The sequence below is a fragment of the Sporosarcina aquimarina genome (genome assembly GCF_019748715.1).
Lineage (GTDB): Bacteria > Bacillota > Bacilli > Bacillales_A > Planococcaceae > Sporosarcina > Sporosarcina newyorkensis.
Genome location: NZ_JACLBZ010000051.1, coordinates 1 through 16,773, shown reverse-complemented (window position 1 = coordinate 16,773; position 16,773 = coordinate 1). Strand labels below are relative to the sequence as shown.

Annotated in this window: 15 protein-coding genes; 13 read left to right on the top strand and 2 right to left on the bottom strand. The window is 41.8% G+C overall.

The genetic code is table 11. The annotated features are described in order from the left end of the window. Positions 1–283: 283 nt before the first annotated feature. The 8 genes from H7J92_RS17900 (at position 284) to H7J92_RS17460 (ending at position 10,063) form a co-directional block, all read left to right on the top strand. Positions 284–406, top strand: coding sequence for a hypothetical protein (locus H7J92_RS17900; protein ID WP_009498585.1), 123 nt, complete (start codon positions 284–286; stop codon positions 404–406). Positions 407–592: 186 nt separating this feature from the next. After that, positions 593–1,996, top strand: a complete 1,404-nt coding sequence (locus H7J92_RS17490; RefSeq protein ID WP_009498582.1) for an MATE family efflux transporter — start codon at positions 593–595, stop codon at positions 1,994–1,996. Between the two features lie 195 nt (positions 1,997–2,191). Continuing rightward, entirely contained in the window at positions 2,192–3,142 is a 951-nt protein-coding gene (locus H7J92_RS17485; RefSeq protein ID WP_221838309.1) for a bile acid:sodium symporter family protein, read from the top strand. Between the two features lie 80 nt (positions 3,143–3,222). After that, on the top strand, positions 3,223–3,456 hold the full coding sequence (locus tag H7J92_RS17480) for a hypothetical protein (protein WP_246603143.1): 234 nt from the start codon (positions 3,223–3,225) through the stop codon (positions 3,454–3,456). A 176-nt stretch (positions 3,457–3,632) separates the two neighbouring features. Further along, a complete protein-coding gene (locus H7J92_RS17475; protein ID WP_221838304.1) occupies positions 3,633–4,844 on the top strand; it encodes a DUF2399 domain-containing protein in 1,212 nt (403 codons plus the stop codon). Continuing rightward, positions 4,820–6,211: a hypothetical protein gene (locus H7J92_RS17470; protein WP_221838302.1), complete on the top strand. Its 1,392-nt coding sequence runs from the start codon at positions 4,820–4,822 to the stop codon at positions 6,209–6,211. The genes H7J92_RS17475 and H7J92_RS17470 overlap by 25 nt, the downstream gene beginning before the upstream one ends. Further along, entirely contained in the window at positions 6,174–6,863 is a 690-nt protein-coding gene (locus H7J92_RS17465; protein WP_221838300.1) for a hypothetical protein, read from the top strand. The genes H7J92_RS17470 and H7J92_RS17465 overlap by 38 nt, the downstream gene beginning before the upstream one ends. Further along, the gene (locus H7J92_RS17460) at positions 6,860–10,063 is read left to right on the top strand and encodes a chromosome segregation protein SMC (protein ID WP_221838299.1); all 3,204 of its coding nucleotides are present in this window, start codon (positions 6,860–6,862) and stop codon (positions 10,061–10,063) included. The genes H7J92_RS17465 and H7J92_RS17460 overlap by 4 nt, the downstream gene beginning before the upstream one ends. 40 nt (positions 10,064–10,103) lie before the next feature. Here H7J92_RS17460 and H7J92_RS17455 read toward each other — a convergent pair whose 3' ends face one another. Continuing rightward, a complete protein-coding gene (locus H7J92_RS17455; protein ID WP_009498570.1) occupies positions 10,104–10,316 on the bottom strand; it encodes a hypothetical protein in 213 nt (70 codons plus the stop codon). A 116-nt stretch (positions 10,317–10,432) separates the two neighbouring features. On the opposite strand from H7J92_RS17455, the gene H7J92_RS17450 reads away from it, so the two are divergent. From H7J92_RS17450 to H7J92_RS17430, 5 genes are all read left to right on the top strand, one after another. Beyond that, the gene (locus tag H7J92_RS17450) at positions 10,433–11,065 is read left to right on the top strand and encodes an alpha/beta hydrolase (RefSeq protein ID WP_221838297.1); all 633 of its coding nucleotides are present in this window, start codon (positions 10,433–10,435) and stop codon (positions 11,063–11,065) included. A 94-nt stretch (positions 11,066–11,159) separates the two neighbouring features. Further along, entirely contained in the window at positions 11,160–11,954 is a 795-nt protein-coding gene (locus tag H7J92_RS17445; RefSeq protein ID WP_078818452.1) for a VLRF1 family aeRF1-type release factor, read from the top strand. Positions 11,955–12,089: 135 nt separating this feature from the next. Beyond that, positions 12,090–14,447: a penicillin acylase family protein gene (locus tag H7J92_RS17440; protein WP_221838295.1), complete on the top strand. Its 2,358-nt coding sequence runs from the start codon at positions 12,090–12,092 to the stop codon at positions 14,445–14,447. Positions 14,448–14,584: 137 nt separating this feature from the next. Then, a complete protein-coding gene (locus H7J92_RS17435) occupies positions 14,585–15,880 on the top strand; it encodes a purine/pyrimidine permease (protein WP_221838291.1) in 1,296 nt (431 codons plus the stop codon). A gap of 11 nt (positions 15,881–15,891) precedes the next feature. After that, on the top strand, positions 15,892–16,113 hold the full coding sequence (locus H7J92_RS17430) for a hypothetical protein (protein ID WP_221838288.1): 222 nt from the start codon (positions 15,892–15,894) through the stop codon (positions 16,111–16,113). 71 nt (positions 16,114–16,184) lie between these two features. On the opposite strand, the gene H7J92_RS17425 is transcribed toward H7J92_RS17430, so the two are convergent. After that, positions 16,185–16,773 (bottom strand): RNA-guided endonuclease TnpB family protein (locus H7J92_RS17425; protein ID WP_221838285.1); only part of this gene is annotated, 589 nt, incomplete at its 5' end.

The window sequence follows — 16,773 nt, the reverse complement described above, 5'->3', positions numbered from 1 at the left end:
TAACCGCACACTAAGTAACCCGAACCTTTTTGTGTTTTTTGTGATCGTTCGTCTTTCATTATGAACAAATTAGATTTATCCCACCTCTTTTCTAAAAAAATATATTAAAATCATATTCACAAAGCCTTCAAATGTAAGCGTTTCGAGTTTGAATGAATTGTGAAAACCTTCACAAGGCTGTTTTAATCTGTAAAAAACAGTGTATGATAAGAGTAGTTAAAGAAATTGGTCTAGGTTACCAATAAGGAAATCAAAATACAAACCCAAAAGGAGACTGAACAACATGTGGGTCATCACATTGTTCGAACAAGAAAACGTACGGATTTTTGAATATGCAGATAAAGCAGAAGCAACAGATGCGCTGAAAAACTTCAGTAAATATGCGCTTTTGTCTTATACAAAATAAATGAAATGCCCCCTAACTCGCAGCTATAAAAGCTGTGAGTTTTTTGATTTCCACCTTCAATCGTCAAGCATCCGTGATACATAAAAACTTCACAAAATATCCAAGAAATATCATTATCTTCTCAGAGGAATTTATGGTAAGCTATTCCTGTTTTTCGATTTTGAAAGTAAAGAAGGAGATAGATAGATGGCGGCAACAGCAGCTAACGGCCCGGGGATGAAAATGAATTTATTTCATCTGACGTGGCCGATTTTTCTTGAGTTATTTTTGTTTATGCTGATGGGATTAGCGGATACGTTTATGTTGAGTGCATTGTCGGATGACGCAGTCTCTGGAGTGGGGACGGCGAATCAGTATGTCCAAATCGCAATTCTGGTACTAGAAGTAGTCGGAAATGGAGCTGCGATCGTGGTAGCCCAGTATCTTGGTTCACGCCGTTATATGGAGGCGGCGAAGATCTCTGCAATGGCTATTTCCCTCAACTTGTTGGCTGGACTTTTGATTAGTGGAGTTTTCTTCCTGTTCACGAGTCAGATGATGCGTGCTATGAATTTGCAGGGTGATATCCTCGCTCATGCGGAGACTTATTTAGTTATTGTCGGTGGCGGGATTTTCTTGCAGGCGATCATTAACTCGCTTGCAGCAATTATTCGAGTACATGGATTTACGAAGCAGACAATGTTTGTTTCACTCGGAATGAACATTATCCATGTGATCGGGAACTATGCATTGATTTTTGGGAAGTTCGGAATGCCGGCACTTGGTGTAAAAGGTGCGGCGATTTCATCTGTTGGAAGCCGTCTTGTAGCCGTGTTGTTCTTTTTATGGTTATTGTACAAAGTTTTGGATTATCGCATTGACTTCCAATTTTATTTCAAATGGTCAAAGCGATATATTACTCAAATTCTCCAAATTGGCTTACCTTCTGCATTTGAGCAAGTTCTTTATCAGGCGTGCCAAATTGTATTCCTTTACTATGTGACCTATCTTGGAACTGAAGCCCTTGCTGCTCGGCAGTATGCGACAAATGTGTCGATGTTCAGTTATTTGTTTGCATTGGCGATCGGACTCGGTACCTCTATCATTACAGGCAGATTGGTCGGTAGTGGAGAGAAGGATGAAGTGTACAGCCAAGTATGGAGTTCGCTCCGGCGTGCGCTTGCATTTACTGCTTTCATGGTAGTAATTGTAATGGCCCTTCGTTATCCGCTCATGCGGTTGTTTACGGATAATGAAGCCATCATTCAGCTTGGCGCCTCCGTGTTGTTGCTGTCTTGTCTGCTGGAAACAGGCCGTACAGTGAATATGGTGATCATTAATTCACTTCGCGCGTCAGGAGACGCGAAGTTTCCGGTACTGATGGGAGCGATATCTATGGTGCTCATCAGCTTGCCGCTCGGTTACTTCTTTGTCTTTGTGCTTGATTTGGGGCTTGTTGGCGTATGGCTCGCTATTGCGACGGACGAATGGATACGGGCAATCAGCATGGCGTTGCGTTGGAAGAGCCGGGTGTGGGAACGATATGCATTGGTCGATACTTCTTCACAGAAAACGCTAATTGACACACCGGTCGAGCCGGATGTAGTATAAATGAACAGAATTCATCCCATAGTGATTTAAGCTATGGGTTTTCTCATTTATTGAGAAAAATCAGGAGAAAGTCCTTCACCTTTAAGCGGGCTGTTAGAAAACAGAACATGACTGTATAGATGATCTTTGTGCTAAACTAACACTATATATTGTTGGAATTTTGAGTTATCTATTGCGATAAAGAAGGAGTATTCCATGTTAGTGAATTTAAATACTTGGCTGCAAAGATGGATCGCTATTCTAACACCACTCAGCTTACTTATTGGCGTGCTGTTTCATCAAGTTGGAGAACACCTGTTATTTCTTGTATCTTGGCTATTTGCGTTTATGACGTTTGTAGGAAGCTTAGGTATGAATGTAAAAGAAGTTCGCATGGTCGTGAAGCATCCAAGTGTTGTGTTGGTGAGCATTGCCTTTTTGCATATCTTGATGCCTGCATGGGCGTATTTACTGTCCATTTTGTTTTTTGATGATCATTTGCTGACGGTTGGCTTCGTATTGGCTGTGGCGGTTCCGACTGGCGTAACAAGTGTTATCTGGGTAACGATTTCGAAAGGAAATCTGCCACTGTGCTTGTCAATTATTCTGATTGATACGTTATCGGCCCCTCTAGTGATGCCGGTAGTTCTTCATGTAGTGGCTGGAGAAAGGATAGCTGTGGAAACTACCTCACTCATCTTGAATTTATTGTGGATGATTGTGATGCCGACGCTTCTTGGAATTTTACTGAATGAATGGACCAAAGGGAAGATCCAGACCACTTTGAGTCCAACATTAGCACCTTTTTCTAAGCTGAGCCTGTTCGCGATTGTCGCAATTAATGGAAGCTCGGTTGCTCCATATGTTAAAGTGATTTCGTGGGAACTGGTCGGCACAATTTTACTTGTGTTGTTTATCGCGGCATCCGGTTATGCAGCTGCTCTTGCGATGGGTCATTTACTTTGGAGAGATCCGGTTACTGCCACTACGTTCATGTATGTCGGCGGCATGCGCAACATTGCAATTGGTGTTGTAATCGCCACGACTTATTTCCCGGCGAAAGTAGCCATGCCGGTTGTATTCGGTATGTTATTTCAACAAGTGCTCGCCTCACTGTATAGTAAGGTCGTTGAATTATATAGAAATCGTTATGCACAGACAGTGTAAATGAAGTAAAAGCAAGAAATTGAATGGGGTATGTAGACAGCATGCTGCTTTATATAGCTATAGTACAAGGAGGAATTATATTGAACCCTGCACAACAGAAATTTCATCAATTTATACTAGAACGTGTACAGGAAGACAAAATGGATGAAGTTCAAGAATTGTTAAAAGAGAGTTTTCAAAAACAAGTTGATAAAAGCTTTGATCAAGCGTACATGCTCGAGTTTATGCCACGAATGAAAGCTTGTTTGAAACCTGAGCATGTCGTTGAAGTAGAACAGATCATGAAAGAATTTGGCGGCAAGTTCACAAGGTAACTTGGCAAAGAAAATATAGTTACTAAATATTTTAACGGCAGGAAACCGTCGCACTCTCATTTATAGAGAGTTTGCGGCGGTTTTTCTTCTCTCTCAAATTCCAGCAACCGTTAAAATGTGATATCCTTTATTTACATCTTCATAATAGTTAGAAAAAAGCGAGAGGACATGACGTCATGCAAACGGTGAGAGTGTTTTTGGAAACCCATATTTGCAAAGCAGGAGAGTCGATTCAACAGGTTGGCGAGAATGAATGGGAAATTCAAAAATGGACTGCTCGTACATACAAAACATTGGGCAACGTATTGGCGTCTGATGAATATGATATTCATCCACCGGAAGACATTGTGAAAATGAATCTGAAGCCAAATTCCCGCAGAGACTCGTTATCTCTTTCAGCTGAGTTGAAACAAGAAGCCCTTCTTAAAGGGTGGTTAGTTCAGGAAATACGGTTTAAATCAGATGGCAGAACTCCTTTAAGTTCAACCTACCGTATGGGGCCTGGGTTAGCGGAATACGAACGGCTAAAAAGGCAAGGAGTGATGGAAGCCGATGAATTATTACGTCAGACATTACTTGGGGAGCTCGAAATCTCTAAATCGGTCCTTCATGAGAGCTTCATTCAACAAGCGCAAAAATTCATTGTAGAACCAAAAGATGAGGAATCTTGGGGTAAAGAAAGAGTGCGGAAGTTTACGGAGTTCCTTATTGCTTATCTACAGTTAAAAAGACAGCAATCTGATATGGAGTTCAAAGAAATCGGTGCCGTCTATTACAAAAGAATTGGCGGTTCAAAAGTGTTTGACGCCTATCGCGAGCCTTTTATAGGTCGGATTGAAAAATGGATCGATGCGCCGATAAGTGAAATCGGCATTGTCAGTACAGGTTCTATTGTTCCAATCTTTTTTGCAGGAAATCTAACAGGCGAATTCTCGCAATATTCAATCGGTACTGTTCATGCCACAACGGAAATAGCCGTGACAGATGAAAGTTATGTAACGACTGCAACAGTTTTATGGTTGGTAGAAAACCGTGCGGTACTGACTAGAATGGCAAAAGAAGTTGATTTCCTAAAGGATACCTCTTCGCTGATCATCGGAGTAGATGGACAAGTACGGGGTGCGCATCGAAAATTAATTCAGCAGCTCTGTCGGAGTTCTTCTATTCAGCAGATTGTAATATGGGTAGATTATGATACCGCGGGCAGGATTATTGCTAAAGATATTGCAAATTTAACAGAAGGACTATCTGTGCGTTTTATCGGCAATGACGGAAATGTTTTCACATCCTTTCAAAAGTATACGGAGTGGACAGAAACGATTAGCGAAGCGGAACAAGAAATGACACTAAGGGGGCCAGCGGAATGGAGGAAGTGGATAAGCAGATAATATCTATTTTCAATACGGATGAACAGCAGCCTGAAATGGCACGAGCTATGCGAGATATTATTTCATTAGCCGGTGTGATGAAAGATCTGTCTTCTGAAGCTGTCTTCCATTCACCATTGGAGATGCTTCGCTTTTTACGGATTATTGAACTGATACACGAAGAGGCATACGGTCTTACTGAACCGATTGATAGTGCCGAGACGCTGTACTACCGATATCAGTCCCGTTTTCGTGATGAAGAGCCGCCGTCTAAATCGCGGGTTGATCAAATTGTTACGATACTTGCAAGCAATAATTGGATCAGTAAACAAACCCAGCAAATTAAAATGATGAGCGTTGGGAAACGGATGATGCACTCTTTGACTCGGCTTGCAAATGATTCCCTTGCGTATTATTTAGAGGATGACATTGGTCGTTCACTGTTTCAGGCGAGGAGAGACGCGGAAATCAGTGAAGCATATGACGATAAAGGAATTTCAGGCGGCAATGTCATCGCCAGTATGATCCGCAATGTCAGAGAGGCCAATGAAACGTTGAAAGAGCGGGAATTGGAACTGCTTGCGGATCGCAACGCCTTGCCGCAATTAAAAGTAATTCATACGCTGATGGAAGATTTGGAACGTAAGCTGCATGAACGCTTTAATCAGTTCGAAACAATTGAAGACAGTCTTGTATTAAGCCATTTAATGCAAAATGGAGCTGGAGTACTTGCTGAAGGTACAAGCTTGTCACTTGGAATGGTCAATAAGTATCTTCAGTTTATGAATGTACAGCAAACGTCGCTCAAAACTGCCATTTCTCCTGAAAAAGTTCGGACGTTCGTTACGAAAATGTTTCATCCGCCTGTGGAATCGGAAATTCCGAATGCACACCAGCTCTTTAGCTTTATGGAACAGGGACAGTACGAGGGGGAGGAGTTAGATGGCATCTGGATTCCCGTAAAATATGCTAGTCCCTTGTCACCTATGGATATTGAAAGCGGAATAGACTTTCTGGAAAACTATGAGCCTGTCGTAGCGGATATTGAAGAGGAACGCGACATAGAGTTCAGGCGAGAAACATTGGAAGCACAATCGATAGACGATTTAGTGGACGAGACGATCTGGCTGTTAACGAAAGCGAGTATCGACACAGATAAGATTGAACAATATCTTGCCAAGAAAAAAGAGGCAGGAATAGAAGAAACAATGATTGAGACGAGTTCAGCGGACTGGGGAGATGCCATTCGCCAACTTCTTGGAATTGCCGCTATGGAAGCGAATAAAAAGGTGCAGATCAAATTGCAGCAACACGTAAAAGAATTAGATAAAGAATGGGAGTGGATTCGAGATGACGACCGAAAATTCAACATTCGAAAAAGAGAATAGCGAGGACTACTCATTAAACAGTTTACAGTCATTGCGCAGTATTTTAACTACTCGAGAAGAACAAACGTTTATGTCCATTCTCTTTTCTTCGAGTGCGACCATCCGGGCGAATAATTTTGGTCTATCTCGAAAAGAAGTGGAAAAGTTATTGGGCGTTCCCAAAGAAGACGCTTATTTTCATTCTTTTTTATCACGTGTAAACCAAGCCGTTGGTCGATATTATCGTTTGATTTATGATGAAGAACGGGATCAGGTAGTCGCTATGTTGCGGGTTCCTGCCCGTTCTGCCCGTCATACATTGTCCGAGGAAGCACTCGCAGTACTGTTGTTCATGTTTTATCAACAGGAAGTATTGAAGCATGAGTTTACATTATTAACCCAGTTACTGGAAGCGTTCGGCCATGAGATAAAGAAAGGAAGCCGCCGCATTCAGTTAGCAATCGATACATTACGAAAAATAGGCGCACTCGAAATCCAGACAGAATCGGGGAAAGAGGATGCGTATTGTTTAACGGCGATTGGAGTTCATATGTTTTCGGATTCATTTCTGCATAGGATGGTAGAATTCAGTCATTCCAATCAATTGTCAAAAGAAGACGTCATGAAATTTTTCAATCGTTATAATTTGTACGAGAAGGAGGGGTTCCTGTGATCCCTTGGCGATTACGGTATTCGGGTATCCGAGATTACGATGCGGAAGAGATGATTTTAGAAAATACGGACGAACATATTCTCATCACAGGACCCAATGGTGCAGGAAAGTCGACCATCTCATTTTGCATGGGTGCGGTTCTGCGTTCCAGTAAGGTCGAAATTGAAGGTTTGAAGTCGCAAAATATTTCGGAAGACGAGACATGGAGAGCGGCGATCCATTTTTTATTCAAGAACGAAGGGGTATCTCGTATCGATGGCCCTCTTTTCATTGAATTCCGTCTAATATGCGAGCAACCGCCGAAGCAGCCAATCAAACTGCGCTACGAAGTTCATGACGGCGATGAAATGGAAAATCTGGAATTGCGGCAAACCTATCGCTCAGGTGATGCCAATAAAAATAATCTCAGTGCCTATAAAAGAGAGCTGCAATTCAAATATAAAATTCATCCCGATCTATACTATTTAATTTGGTACCAGCAAGAAGTTAACCAATTTTCGGTTATGGCTCCTGAAGAGCGGTTCCGTATCTTTAGTGAAATGCACGGTATTGATCGGATTCAAAAAGATTGGGAGACGAGTCTGGAAATTGTAAAAGAGGCACGGGAAGCTTATGTCATCGCAACGAATCAACAAAAGCAACATGAGTTTACTTTATCAGTCGCCAGAAACAATAAAGATCGCTTCAAGAACAATCAAAAACGAATTGTTGAGAATGGGATGCTGTTTGCATCAACCACTTATGCACTTCAATTAGGTGCTGAGAATGAACGCAAAGAGGTCGAAAAATATATCGAAGAGCGCAAACTGGAGTTAGAGGAAGTAGATGATCAGGCACAGGAATTCGTTGAAAAACTAGAAGAAAAGAATTCAAATACTCAACAGTTACAGGAGAAACAACAAGAAGTGGGGGAGCTGCTGGAAGAATCCAAAGTACAAGCCAATGAGCAAGAAGAAAAAATAGAAGAAGTGAGGGAGGAAGTCGACACCTTACAAAGTGAATTAAGTACTCTGCAAGAAGCGTATTCGAAATTACCTTATCCAGAAGTAGAAACAAGGAATCGACTCGCTGCGGCGAACGACCAAGTTGAGACGTTAACGAGAAAAGAGGAACAGCTCAAGACGCTGACTGACAAAGCAGGGCATTCAATAGAAGAGTACCGGCAAAGACAATCAAAATTACAAGCAACTATTGAACAGTGGGAAGAAAATAGTCAGATTCACACAGAAATAATGAATCGCTATTTGTCGAGCTATCAATTAGAAAAAGATCTTGCTGACTTAAACCATTCCTTACAAGAAAGAAAACAGCTGCTAGAACAGAAACAGGCTGAACATCGCATATTCAAAGACGAATTGGCAATGTTGGAAAAGAATCAAATTGAATCTGAGCGGCAGCAAGAAGCCATTCGCCATATGAAAGAACAAAATATCAAAGCGTTCACTTTACGTCATTTCATTAAGTTGATGGACCAAACACCAATTGAAAATGAGCGTCTTTTCGATACAATTAAATACACCATTTTTTACGATGCGGCAAGCTGTCAGCCGATCAATGATCTTTATCATGTCTCATTGAAAAAACTCATTCCGAATCGGGTTATTATAGATTTACCTAATCTTGGTTTGCAAATGCAAGAAGGGCTTTCTCAAAAAGAACAAAATCATGCAACACGTGTTCTTTGGTGGATTGAACAGTTTTTTACTTCGGAACAGCCAACGATTCAAAAAAATTGGTTGGTCGATACGCGTGGAACAAGGGGTCCGCAAGAATGGAATACGTATATCTTAAGTAAACGAGCTTTGGAAGAAAGAAAAAAGTTTCTTATACGGAAAATTGAAGAAATGCAAAAGGAAATTGATACACTCTCTCTGCAGTCAAATGAAGACAATGAAACTTTTCGTGTATGGAATGCGGATGTTCAAAAAGTAAGGGAAGCAGAAGCCTTTCTTTCGTTAAAGGCAGACCAGCAATACCGTATCGAACAGCTTGTGCAGTTGAAAACAGAGCAAATTCATTTAGTTGTACAGAAAAAAGAATATGAAACAGAAACGAAAGAGATTTGGAAGGAGAAGATTAAACAAGAGGGCGTGGTCAGTGTATTGCTAGAATACTTGGCAGTCTATGAACAATTCGGCCAGCACTCTGAAAAAATTGAACGTTTACAGAAACAACAACAGTTGTTAAAGCATTTAAAACAAGAGCTAATTGGATTACGAAATAAAGTTGAAGCATATGAAGATGAATTGGATCGTCTTCAAGATAGTTTAAGACAACTGCAAAGAGAGATTATCGACTTGAAAGATCAAGCAGAAGCAAATCAACGAACAAAAAAGCAGATTGCCAATCAACTATCTGAAAAAGAAGATGAACGAATCGCATTGTCCAAAGACGAGACGAAGCAAAAAGAACAATTGAATGATCTCAGATTACTCGTGCCGGAATTAGTGGATCAAGCTTTAATGGAAGAACAGCTGCAAGAATCCAAATATACTCTCACAGTCAAACAAAACCAGGCGATGGTTGGTTTTGAAAATGCACGTAATGAACAGGGAATCGATCAGAACGCGATAGAAAATTTTCTGACGTTGGAACAAGAGGTGCTACGCAAGGAAGAGGAGTTGCATTCAGCGAAGAATCTTCTGGAAGAAAACGAAGAACGTGCTATTCAAAATGAACATCGATTGGAAACAGCGATTGAGATGCAAGTAACGAAGATCAACTTACTCTTCCAGCAATATATGGGGGAATTTCAATTCGAAAGTCAAATTAAATTTGAGAAATTTACGGATAAAAAAGAGAGGCCGGTCTTCAAATTATTTATTTATGTGCGTAAAGAAGGGCATCGGGGAAAGTTTGAGGATGTGAGCTTAAAAGCCAGAGGCGGGCGAGTGGGTAAAGGCGTTTCAGGGGGAGAAGAATCATTAAGTTCTTTATTATTTGCGCTCTCACTTCTCCAAAATTTAGAGAACCAGGCAGGTTTTATAGTTCTGGATGAATTTGACAGTGCCTTGGATGAAACACGAAAAGCTACGGTTTTTAAAATGTACGCCAATAAATTGCAAAGAAAACTGATTATCCTTTCTCCAAAAGCACATGATAATGACTACTATAATCAATTCTCTAAAGCGTTTATTATTTCTCATGACCCAAAGGAAATGAAAAGTAAGGTCAGGGGAGTTCAAATCGGTAAAAAATAACTGCCGCTAACTGAAAATCAGTAGAGCGGCAAGTTGCCGATCATCTTTTGTTGGAAGATTGATTCTTATCATGATTTGTTTTGTTATTTTTGTTTTTGGCCTTTGCATCGAATTCGGCGGATAATTCTTCATTTAAATTGTCGTTCGGATTATTGTTGTTACTATTGCTGGCGTCTTTACTTTTGTTTTGATACGTATCTAATGGATTGTGAGTTCGTTCATTCATTGTTTTCTTGTTGTTTTTATTCCCCATGACGGCACACCTCCTAAAGAGTACTATGGACAGAATCAGGCGTTTTATTCTAGAGGATGTCGCTTCCATAGGTATTCGGAAAAATTATAGTGGATAAATATTAAAGAGGTGATCGCGTGAATGATCAAGTTCTTTTGCTTCATGGTTTCAATAAAAATTCTCGTGATATGAAGACACTTTCTACTTATTTAGAAGAACAAGGCTATCATTGCCGCTCCCTCAATCTTCCGTTAACACGTCTTGAATTTGATAAGTCTGTCCTTTTAGTGGAACAAGTGTTGAGTGAAATGGCGTTGCATAAGGATGCAAGAATTCACTTGGTTGGGCATAGTACAGGCGGGTTGTTAATACGAAAAGTTCTAAAAGAAACTGATAACCTGGCAGCGATCGGACGATGTGTCCAAATTGCTACACCGAACCATGGCAGCCAACTTGCGTATGTTGCAAGCAAAATAGTCGGTTACACACAATATTTCAGAACGTTGCGCTCCCTGCATACCACCTATATAGAACAATTGAATTTATCAAATGATCCTCCTTGTCCTATTGGAGCAATTGCCGGGACACGAAATCATTTATGGCTCGGAAAATTACTGGAAGGTGATAATGACGGACGCATCGAATTAGCTTCCGTTCAGTATCCTGGATTAACGGATTTTATTTCAGTGCCTTATGGACATAAAGAAATCCACCACCAAAGGGAAGTTGCAGATCTGACTGTGCGCTTTTTAAAACTGGGACAATTCTGAAATGTGCACATATAGAGTTTGAAAAAAAGTACTCTTGTAATTCCACGCTCAGTGGGCATGCTATAACTGAGGGAATGATGAGGAGGATGATCGGATGAATGTAAGCGAAGAATTAAAAAAGCTGAAGGCGTTTCGCTGTGATGATCGGTGTGTACTATCGGTGTACTTGAATACGAATCCTGCAGATCCTGACCAGCAACAAGCTGCTTGGAGAATTCATCTGAAGTCTGGATTGAAGCGGCTGGATGAATATCTTGTCGCTTCTGGTGATGAAAAAGAGTTGACTGCTTTTCGCTTGGTGAAAGACAAAGTCATGAAAGAAATTGAGCATAACCAGGGAGAACTGGCGAAAGGAGCCGTAATTTTTGCGGCGGCCGAGCCGGAGATTTGGTCTGTTCATTTTGTCCAAGTAGCAGTCAAAACAAGTTTTCATTGGGAAAATCATGCGATGACGGACGAACTGGAGTATATGTTAAAAGCATACCCTGAGTCAGGAATTGTACTCCCAAGTTACGGAGAGGTCCGAATTCTGGACACTGCGATGGGAAGGATCCGAGATGAGACGGTTTATGAATTTGACTCCGGTCTTGACGTCTGGAAAGAGCAGAAAGGGGTTAAGTCTTCAATCCAGCGTGGCGTAGGAGGACATACAGACGAATTTGACCAGCGTCTAAGAGCGAACCTTGGACGTTTCTATAAAGAGATGGGATCAATCGTCGGGAAAATGAAATCCAAAAGGGGCTGGAAGGAAGTTCATGTTGCAGGTGAGGCAGAACTCGCCAAAAGTTTTGCTTCCACCTTGCGAGAGAAACCAGAAAGTTGTATACACAAGAACTTCGGCAGAACGAAAAACGATCAAATCATCCAAAAAATCTTCGAATCCCGCTAATGATTTACGACATACTGCTTATTCATGACATAAGCAGTATGTCTTTTTTATTTTAGCGCTGTTCCCATTATTAAAGGAATATACAAATAATTCTAGAATACTATCATAGTATGATAGTTAAAAGGGGGATGGAAAATGGGGCGCGGAAGAAAGATCACATTATGGAGTATCAGTTTGTTGGCGTTAATAGCTGTTATTTTTGCTATATTTGCAAACGCTTACATATCGAAGTCGAAACCTTTAATCGCCGGTGAGCATCAGGTGACATTTGTGGATCAAGATGTAGTGATCACACGAGATAAGGATGGTGTACCACATATTAAAGCACAGTCTGATGAGGATCTTTACCGTGCGCAAGGATACGTGCAAGCGCAAGACCGCTTATTTCAAATGGATTTAGCCCGTCGACAAGCGAGTGGCCGGTTAGCAGAAGTGATAGGGGAGGCAGCTGTTGCTAATGATAAGCTCTTCCGCACATTTAGTTTGCGGGCAGCCGCAGAAGCTTCATATGATGGCTATAGTGATCAAGCAAAAGAGGTGTTGAACTGGTATGCAGAAGGTGTCAATGCATTTATTAACGAAGCGAAAGACACGCACAAGCTATCCTATGAATTTAAACTTCTTGGGTACGAACCAGAAACCTGGACTCCGGAAGATTCATTAACGATTGGCAAATATATGGCCTATGACTTGGGCGGTAAATGGCAGCCGCAAGCATTTCGACATTGGGCTCTGAATGCCTTTTCTGAGGAGAAAGCAAAAGAGTTATTCATTACGTATCCTGAAAACGCAGAGTCAATCATGGCAGCAAATAAAGAGAACCAAGTGGAAGTAGCGGGAAGATTTCTCCCGGAATTATCACCTCCTGAATTCAATGGCAGCAATAACTGGGTTGTCTCAGGAGAAAAGACTGCTTCTGGCATGCCACTCCTGGCGGATGACCCGCATCTCGGGTTGAGTACGCCTTCCATCTGGTATCAGATGCATTTGCAATCACCCGATCAAAATGTAGGCGGTGTAATTTTTGCGGGAATACCGGGAATTATACTAGGCCACAATGAAGAGATTGCATGGGGCGTCACAAATGTCGGTCCTGATGTACAAGATCTTTATATTGAGATCCCGCATCCAAGTGAAAAAGGAAAGTTTCGCTACGACGACAAATGGGAGCAAGCTGAAGTCCGTGACGAAACAATTCGGGTTAAAGACGGCAAAGACATTCCATTTGAAGTCGTGGTGACCAGACATGGTCCGATCATTTCAGATGTAATTTACAAAGAGGAAGATCCGGAAGCTTTGTTTTCGATGCAATGGACGGCACTTGAGCCGACAACGGAATTGGAAGCCATTATGAAGATGAATAAAGCGGCCGATTGGGAGAGCTTTGAGAAAGCCTTAGAGAACTTTCATGCACCTGCACAGAACTTTGTTTTCGCCGCAAAAGATGGAACAATTGCATACAAAGCGAACGGTCGAATCCCTATACGTAAACAAGGTGATGCGCAATTAGCTGTGCCTGGCGCTTCTTCCGAATATGGTTGGGAAGGGTATATTCCATATGACGAACTTCCGCGCGTAGTGAATCCAGATGAGGGATTCATCGCAACGGCAAATAATGAAGTAGTTGATGATTCGTATCCTTATCATATAACGAAATTTTGGGCGCAGCCTTACAGATATGAACGGATTGCAGAAGTGCTGAGAGAAGATGATGAATTCACGGCAGAAGATATGATGAAGCTGCAGATGGACCAAAAGAATCTTTACGCAGCAGAGTTTTTGGACTCGATGATTGGATCAGTTGAAAAGAAAGACCAAGACGGAAACTATCAAGAGAGTATAAAATTACTGAAAGATTGGGATCAAGTCGATTCGAAAGAAAGCAGTGCACCTCTTATTTTCCATAAATGGATGAGACAGTTGCAGTTTGAGATGTTCCAGGATGACATGCCGGAAGATGTCTTCGCATTGATGCCAGGTAAAGGGCAGATTACAGATGAACTTTTACGCAAGGGTTACAATGGCGAAGCAAGCGTCTGGCTGAATGAGCAAAAAGGCGTTGATCAATGGGTGTATTCCTCCTTCATGAATGCGATCAAAGAAATTGAAGCAGATTTCGGTAATAAGCCGGAAAAATGGCAGTGGGGTGATTTTCATCAATTAAATTTTCCTCATTCGTTGGCTAGTGCATCGCCGATATTCGAGAAGCTGTTAAATCCCAAAAAGCAACCGATTGGCGGATCGAATATAACGGTGCAGGCGGCTGCTTTTAAAGATGATGGATCAGTGAACCATGGGGCGTCTTGGCGATTTGTAGCGGACTTGAATGATCTGTCGAAGACGTATCATATTGTCGGACCGGGACAAAGCGGGCACATGAAGTCCAAGTGGTTTCATGATCAGGCAGAGGATTGGGCGTTAGGTGATTTCCATGAGACGATTTTGACAGGAGAAGTGTCAAATGGACGCGTGTTGACATTGAAGGCTGAATAAAACAGCAGACACAGACGGACAGCCGAAAATGGCTGTCTGTTTGTGTCTGACTGTTGTAAAACTAAAACATAATGGCTGCTTGCGTGGTATACTGAAATACATCAAAATTTGCACGGTTACATCGGGGGAATTATCAAATGAAACATCTAGCAGGCGGCATCCAATGGACAGTCTTTCTTATCGCATCCTCTATTGCAGCGCCTATAGCAATTGCACACGTATTCGGCATGGATGCGGTAGCAACCTCACTATTCATGCAGCGAACCATTTTCGTACTCGGCATCGCCTGTCTCATTCAGGCATTTTTCGGTCACCGTATGCCAATTAACGAAGGACCTGCCGGATTATGGTGGGGAATTTATGTAGTGTATGCCGGTATGGTTGGCATCTTTTATTCCACTTCAACAGATGCACTGCAAGCATTGCAAAGCGGCATGCTCTATAGTGGTGTTTTATTTATAATTTTGGCAGCTACCGGAGTCATCACGAAAATGAAGGCACTCTTTACTCCTGCGATTACATTTACTTATTTATTGTTGCTGATTTTACAGTTAAGTGGAACATTTATTAAAGGCATGATGGGCGTGGAGGAAGCGGGAGATCATTTAGATCCCATAATTTTAGGCGGAAGTTTCGTCGTTTTATTGATTACGTTCATTGCGATGGCCAATAAACGACCAACTGTTTCGAAGTATGCAGTGTTGATTTCCATTCTATTCGGGTGGGGACTTTTTCTGTTGCTTGGGAAGACACCTACTGTTGCGAAAGTTTCGGATCAATTTATTCAATTACCGCAACTATTTGTTTATGGGAAGCCTGTATGGGATGGCGGTGTACTCGTTACAGCCATTTTTATCACATTCCTGCTAGTTGCAAATATGCTGGCGTCGATCCGCGTTATGGAGCATTTATTGACGCATTCGTTCAATATCAAACCGCCTGATCGGCTGCGCCAAGGAGCTTTCGCTTCAGGGTTCATCCATCTGATCGCTGGTTTGTTTTCCGCTATTGGTTCCGTGCCGATATCTGGATCAGCAGGGTTTGTAGGTACGACACGTATGCATTCAATCAAGCCGTTCATTATTGGGAGCGGGCTTCTTGTCCTCATGACGTTATTTCCTAGTGTCATGGCCTTTTTCGCCGCTTTGCCTGCTCCTGTTGCCTATGCCGTGACGTTTGCAATTTTTACCAAAATGGTCTCGATGGCATTCAATGAACTGGATGCAGATCCAGAAAAAGAGCGTGCACGGCAGGCCGTGGCGTTCGGTCTGATGGTCGGTGTCGGGACCATGTTCGTGCCGGCTGAAAGCTTATCAGAACTTCCGGCCATAATCGCCTCTACTCTTTCTAACGGGTTGATTACAGGTACGATCTTAGCTATTTTAATTGAGCAGTTTATGATACGTCGTAGTAAGAAAAAAGCGAACCATTAGGAGGGAATGCCGTGAAGTTTTTTGAGTGGGAGATCGAAATGAATCCAAAGATGAAACCTTATATGGATATGGAGAATCGCCGGGTTGCGATTTTAACGAAAGAAGATGATGAAATTCATATGACGATGGAGTTGGATGAGCAAGATCGTTTAGTTTTTCACCCGCGTTGGAACTGTACCGTTATTCTGCTCGGTGAAAAGCATATCCGGTTGACACTGAATCAAGAAGATTGAACTACTCCCACTTTTACTACGTTTAGAAGTGGGAGATTCCTAAGATCACCGGCGTAACCGCCAGTTAGTGATTAGGCTATCCCCGCAGCCCCTGCGGTTAGAAGTCTATTCGCTTCCTTTTCAAGATTTATACTTGCGTTAAGATCTCGGTCGTGATGGACTCCGCATCCTGGACAGTTCCATTCACGCAAGGCAAGATTCTTAACATCTTTGTTTCTATAGCCACAAGATGAGCAAAGTTGGCTTGAAGGGAATGTTTTACCTACAGAAACAACCTGTTTGCCGTACCATTTCGCTTTATATTTAAGCATTGTTCTGAATTCTGACCAACTTACTTCACTAATCGCCTTGGCCAACTTGTTGTTTTTAAGCATATTGGATACTTGTAAGTCTTCTATGCCGATTACATCGTGGTTTTTGATGATGTCGGTTGAGATTTTATGCAAGTAATCCTTTCGCTTATTCGCAATGCTTTCTTGGATACGCGCAACTTTGATACGTTGTTTTTGATAATTTCTCGCTTCACTTAGCTTACATTTTCTTTTGATAGCTAGTTCTCTCCGTCTTGAGAGAATCCGTTGCGCTTTCGCCAACTTCTTCTCTAATGAACGAAAGTACTTGGGATTGCTATACACTGTGCCATCTGATAAGACTGCAAAC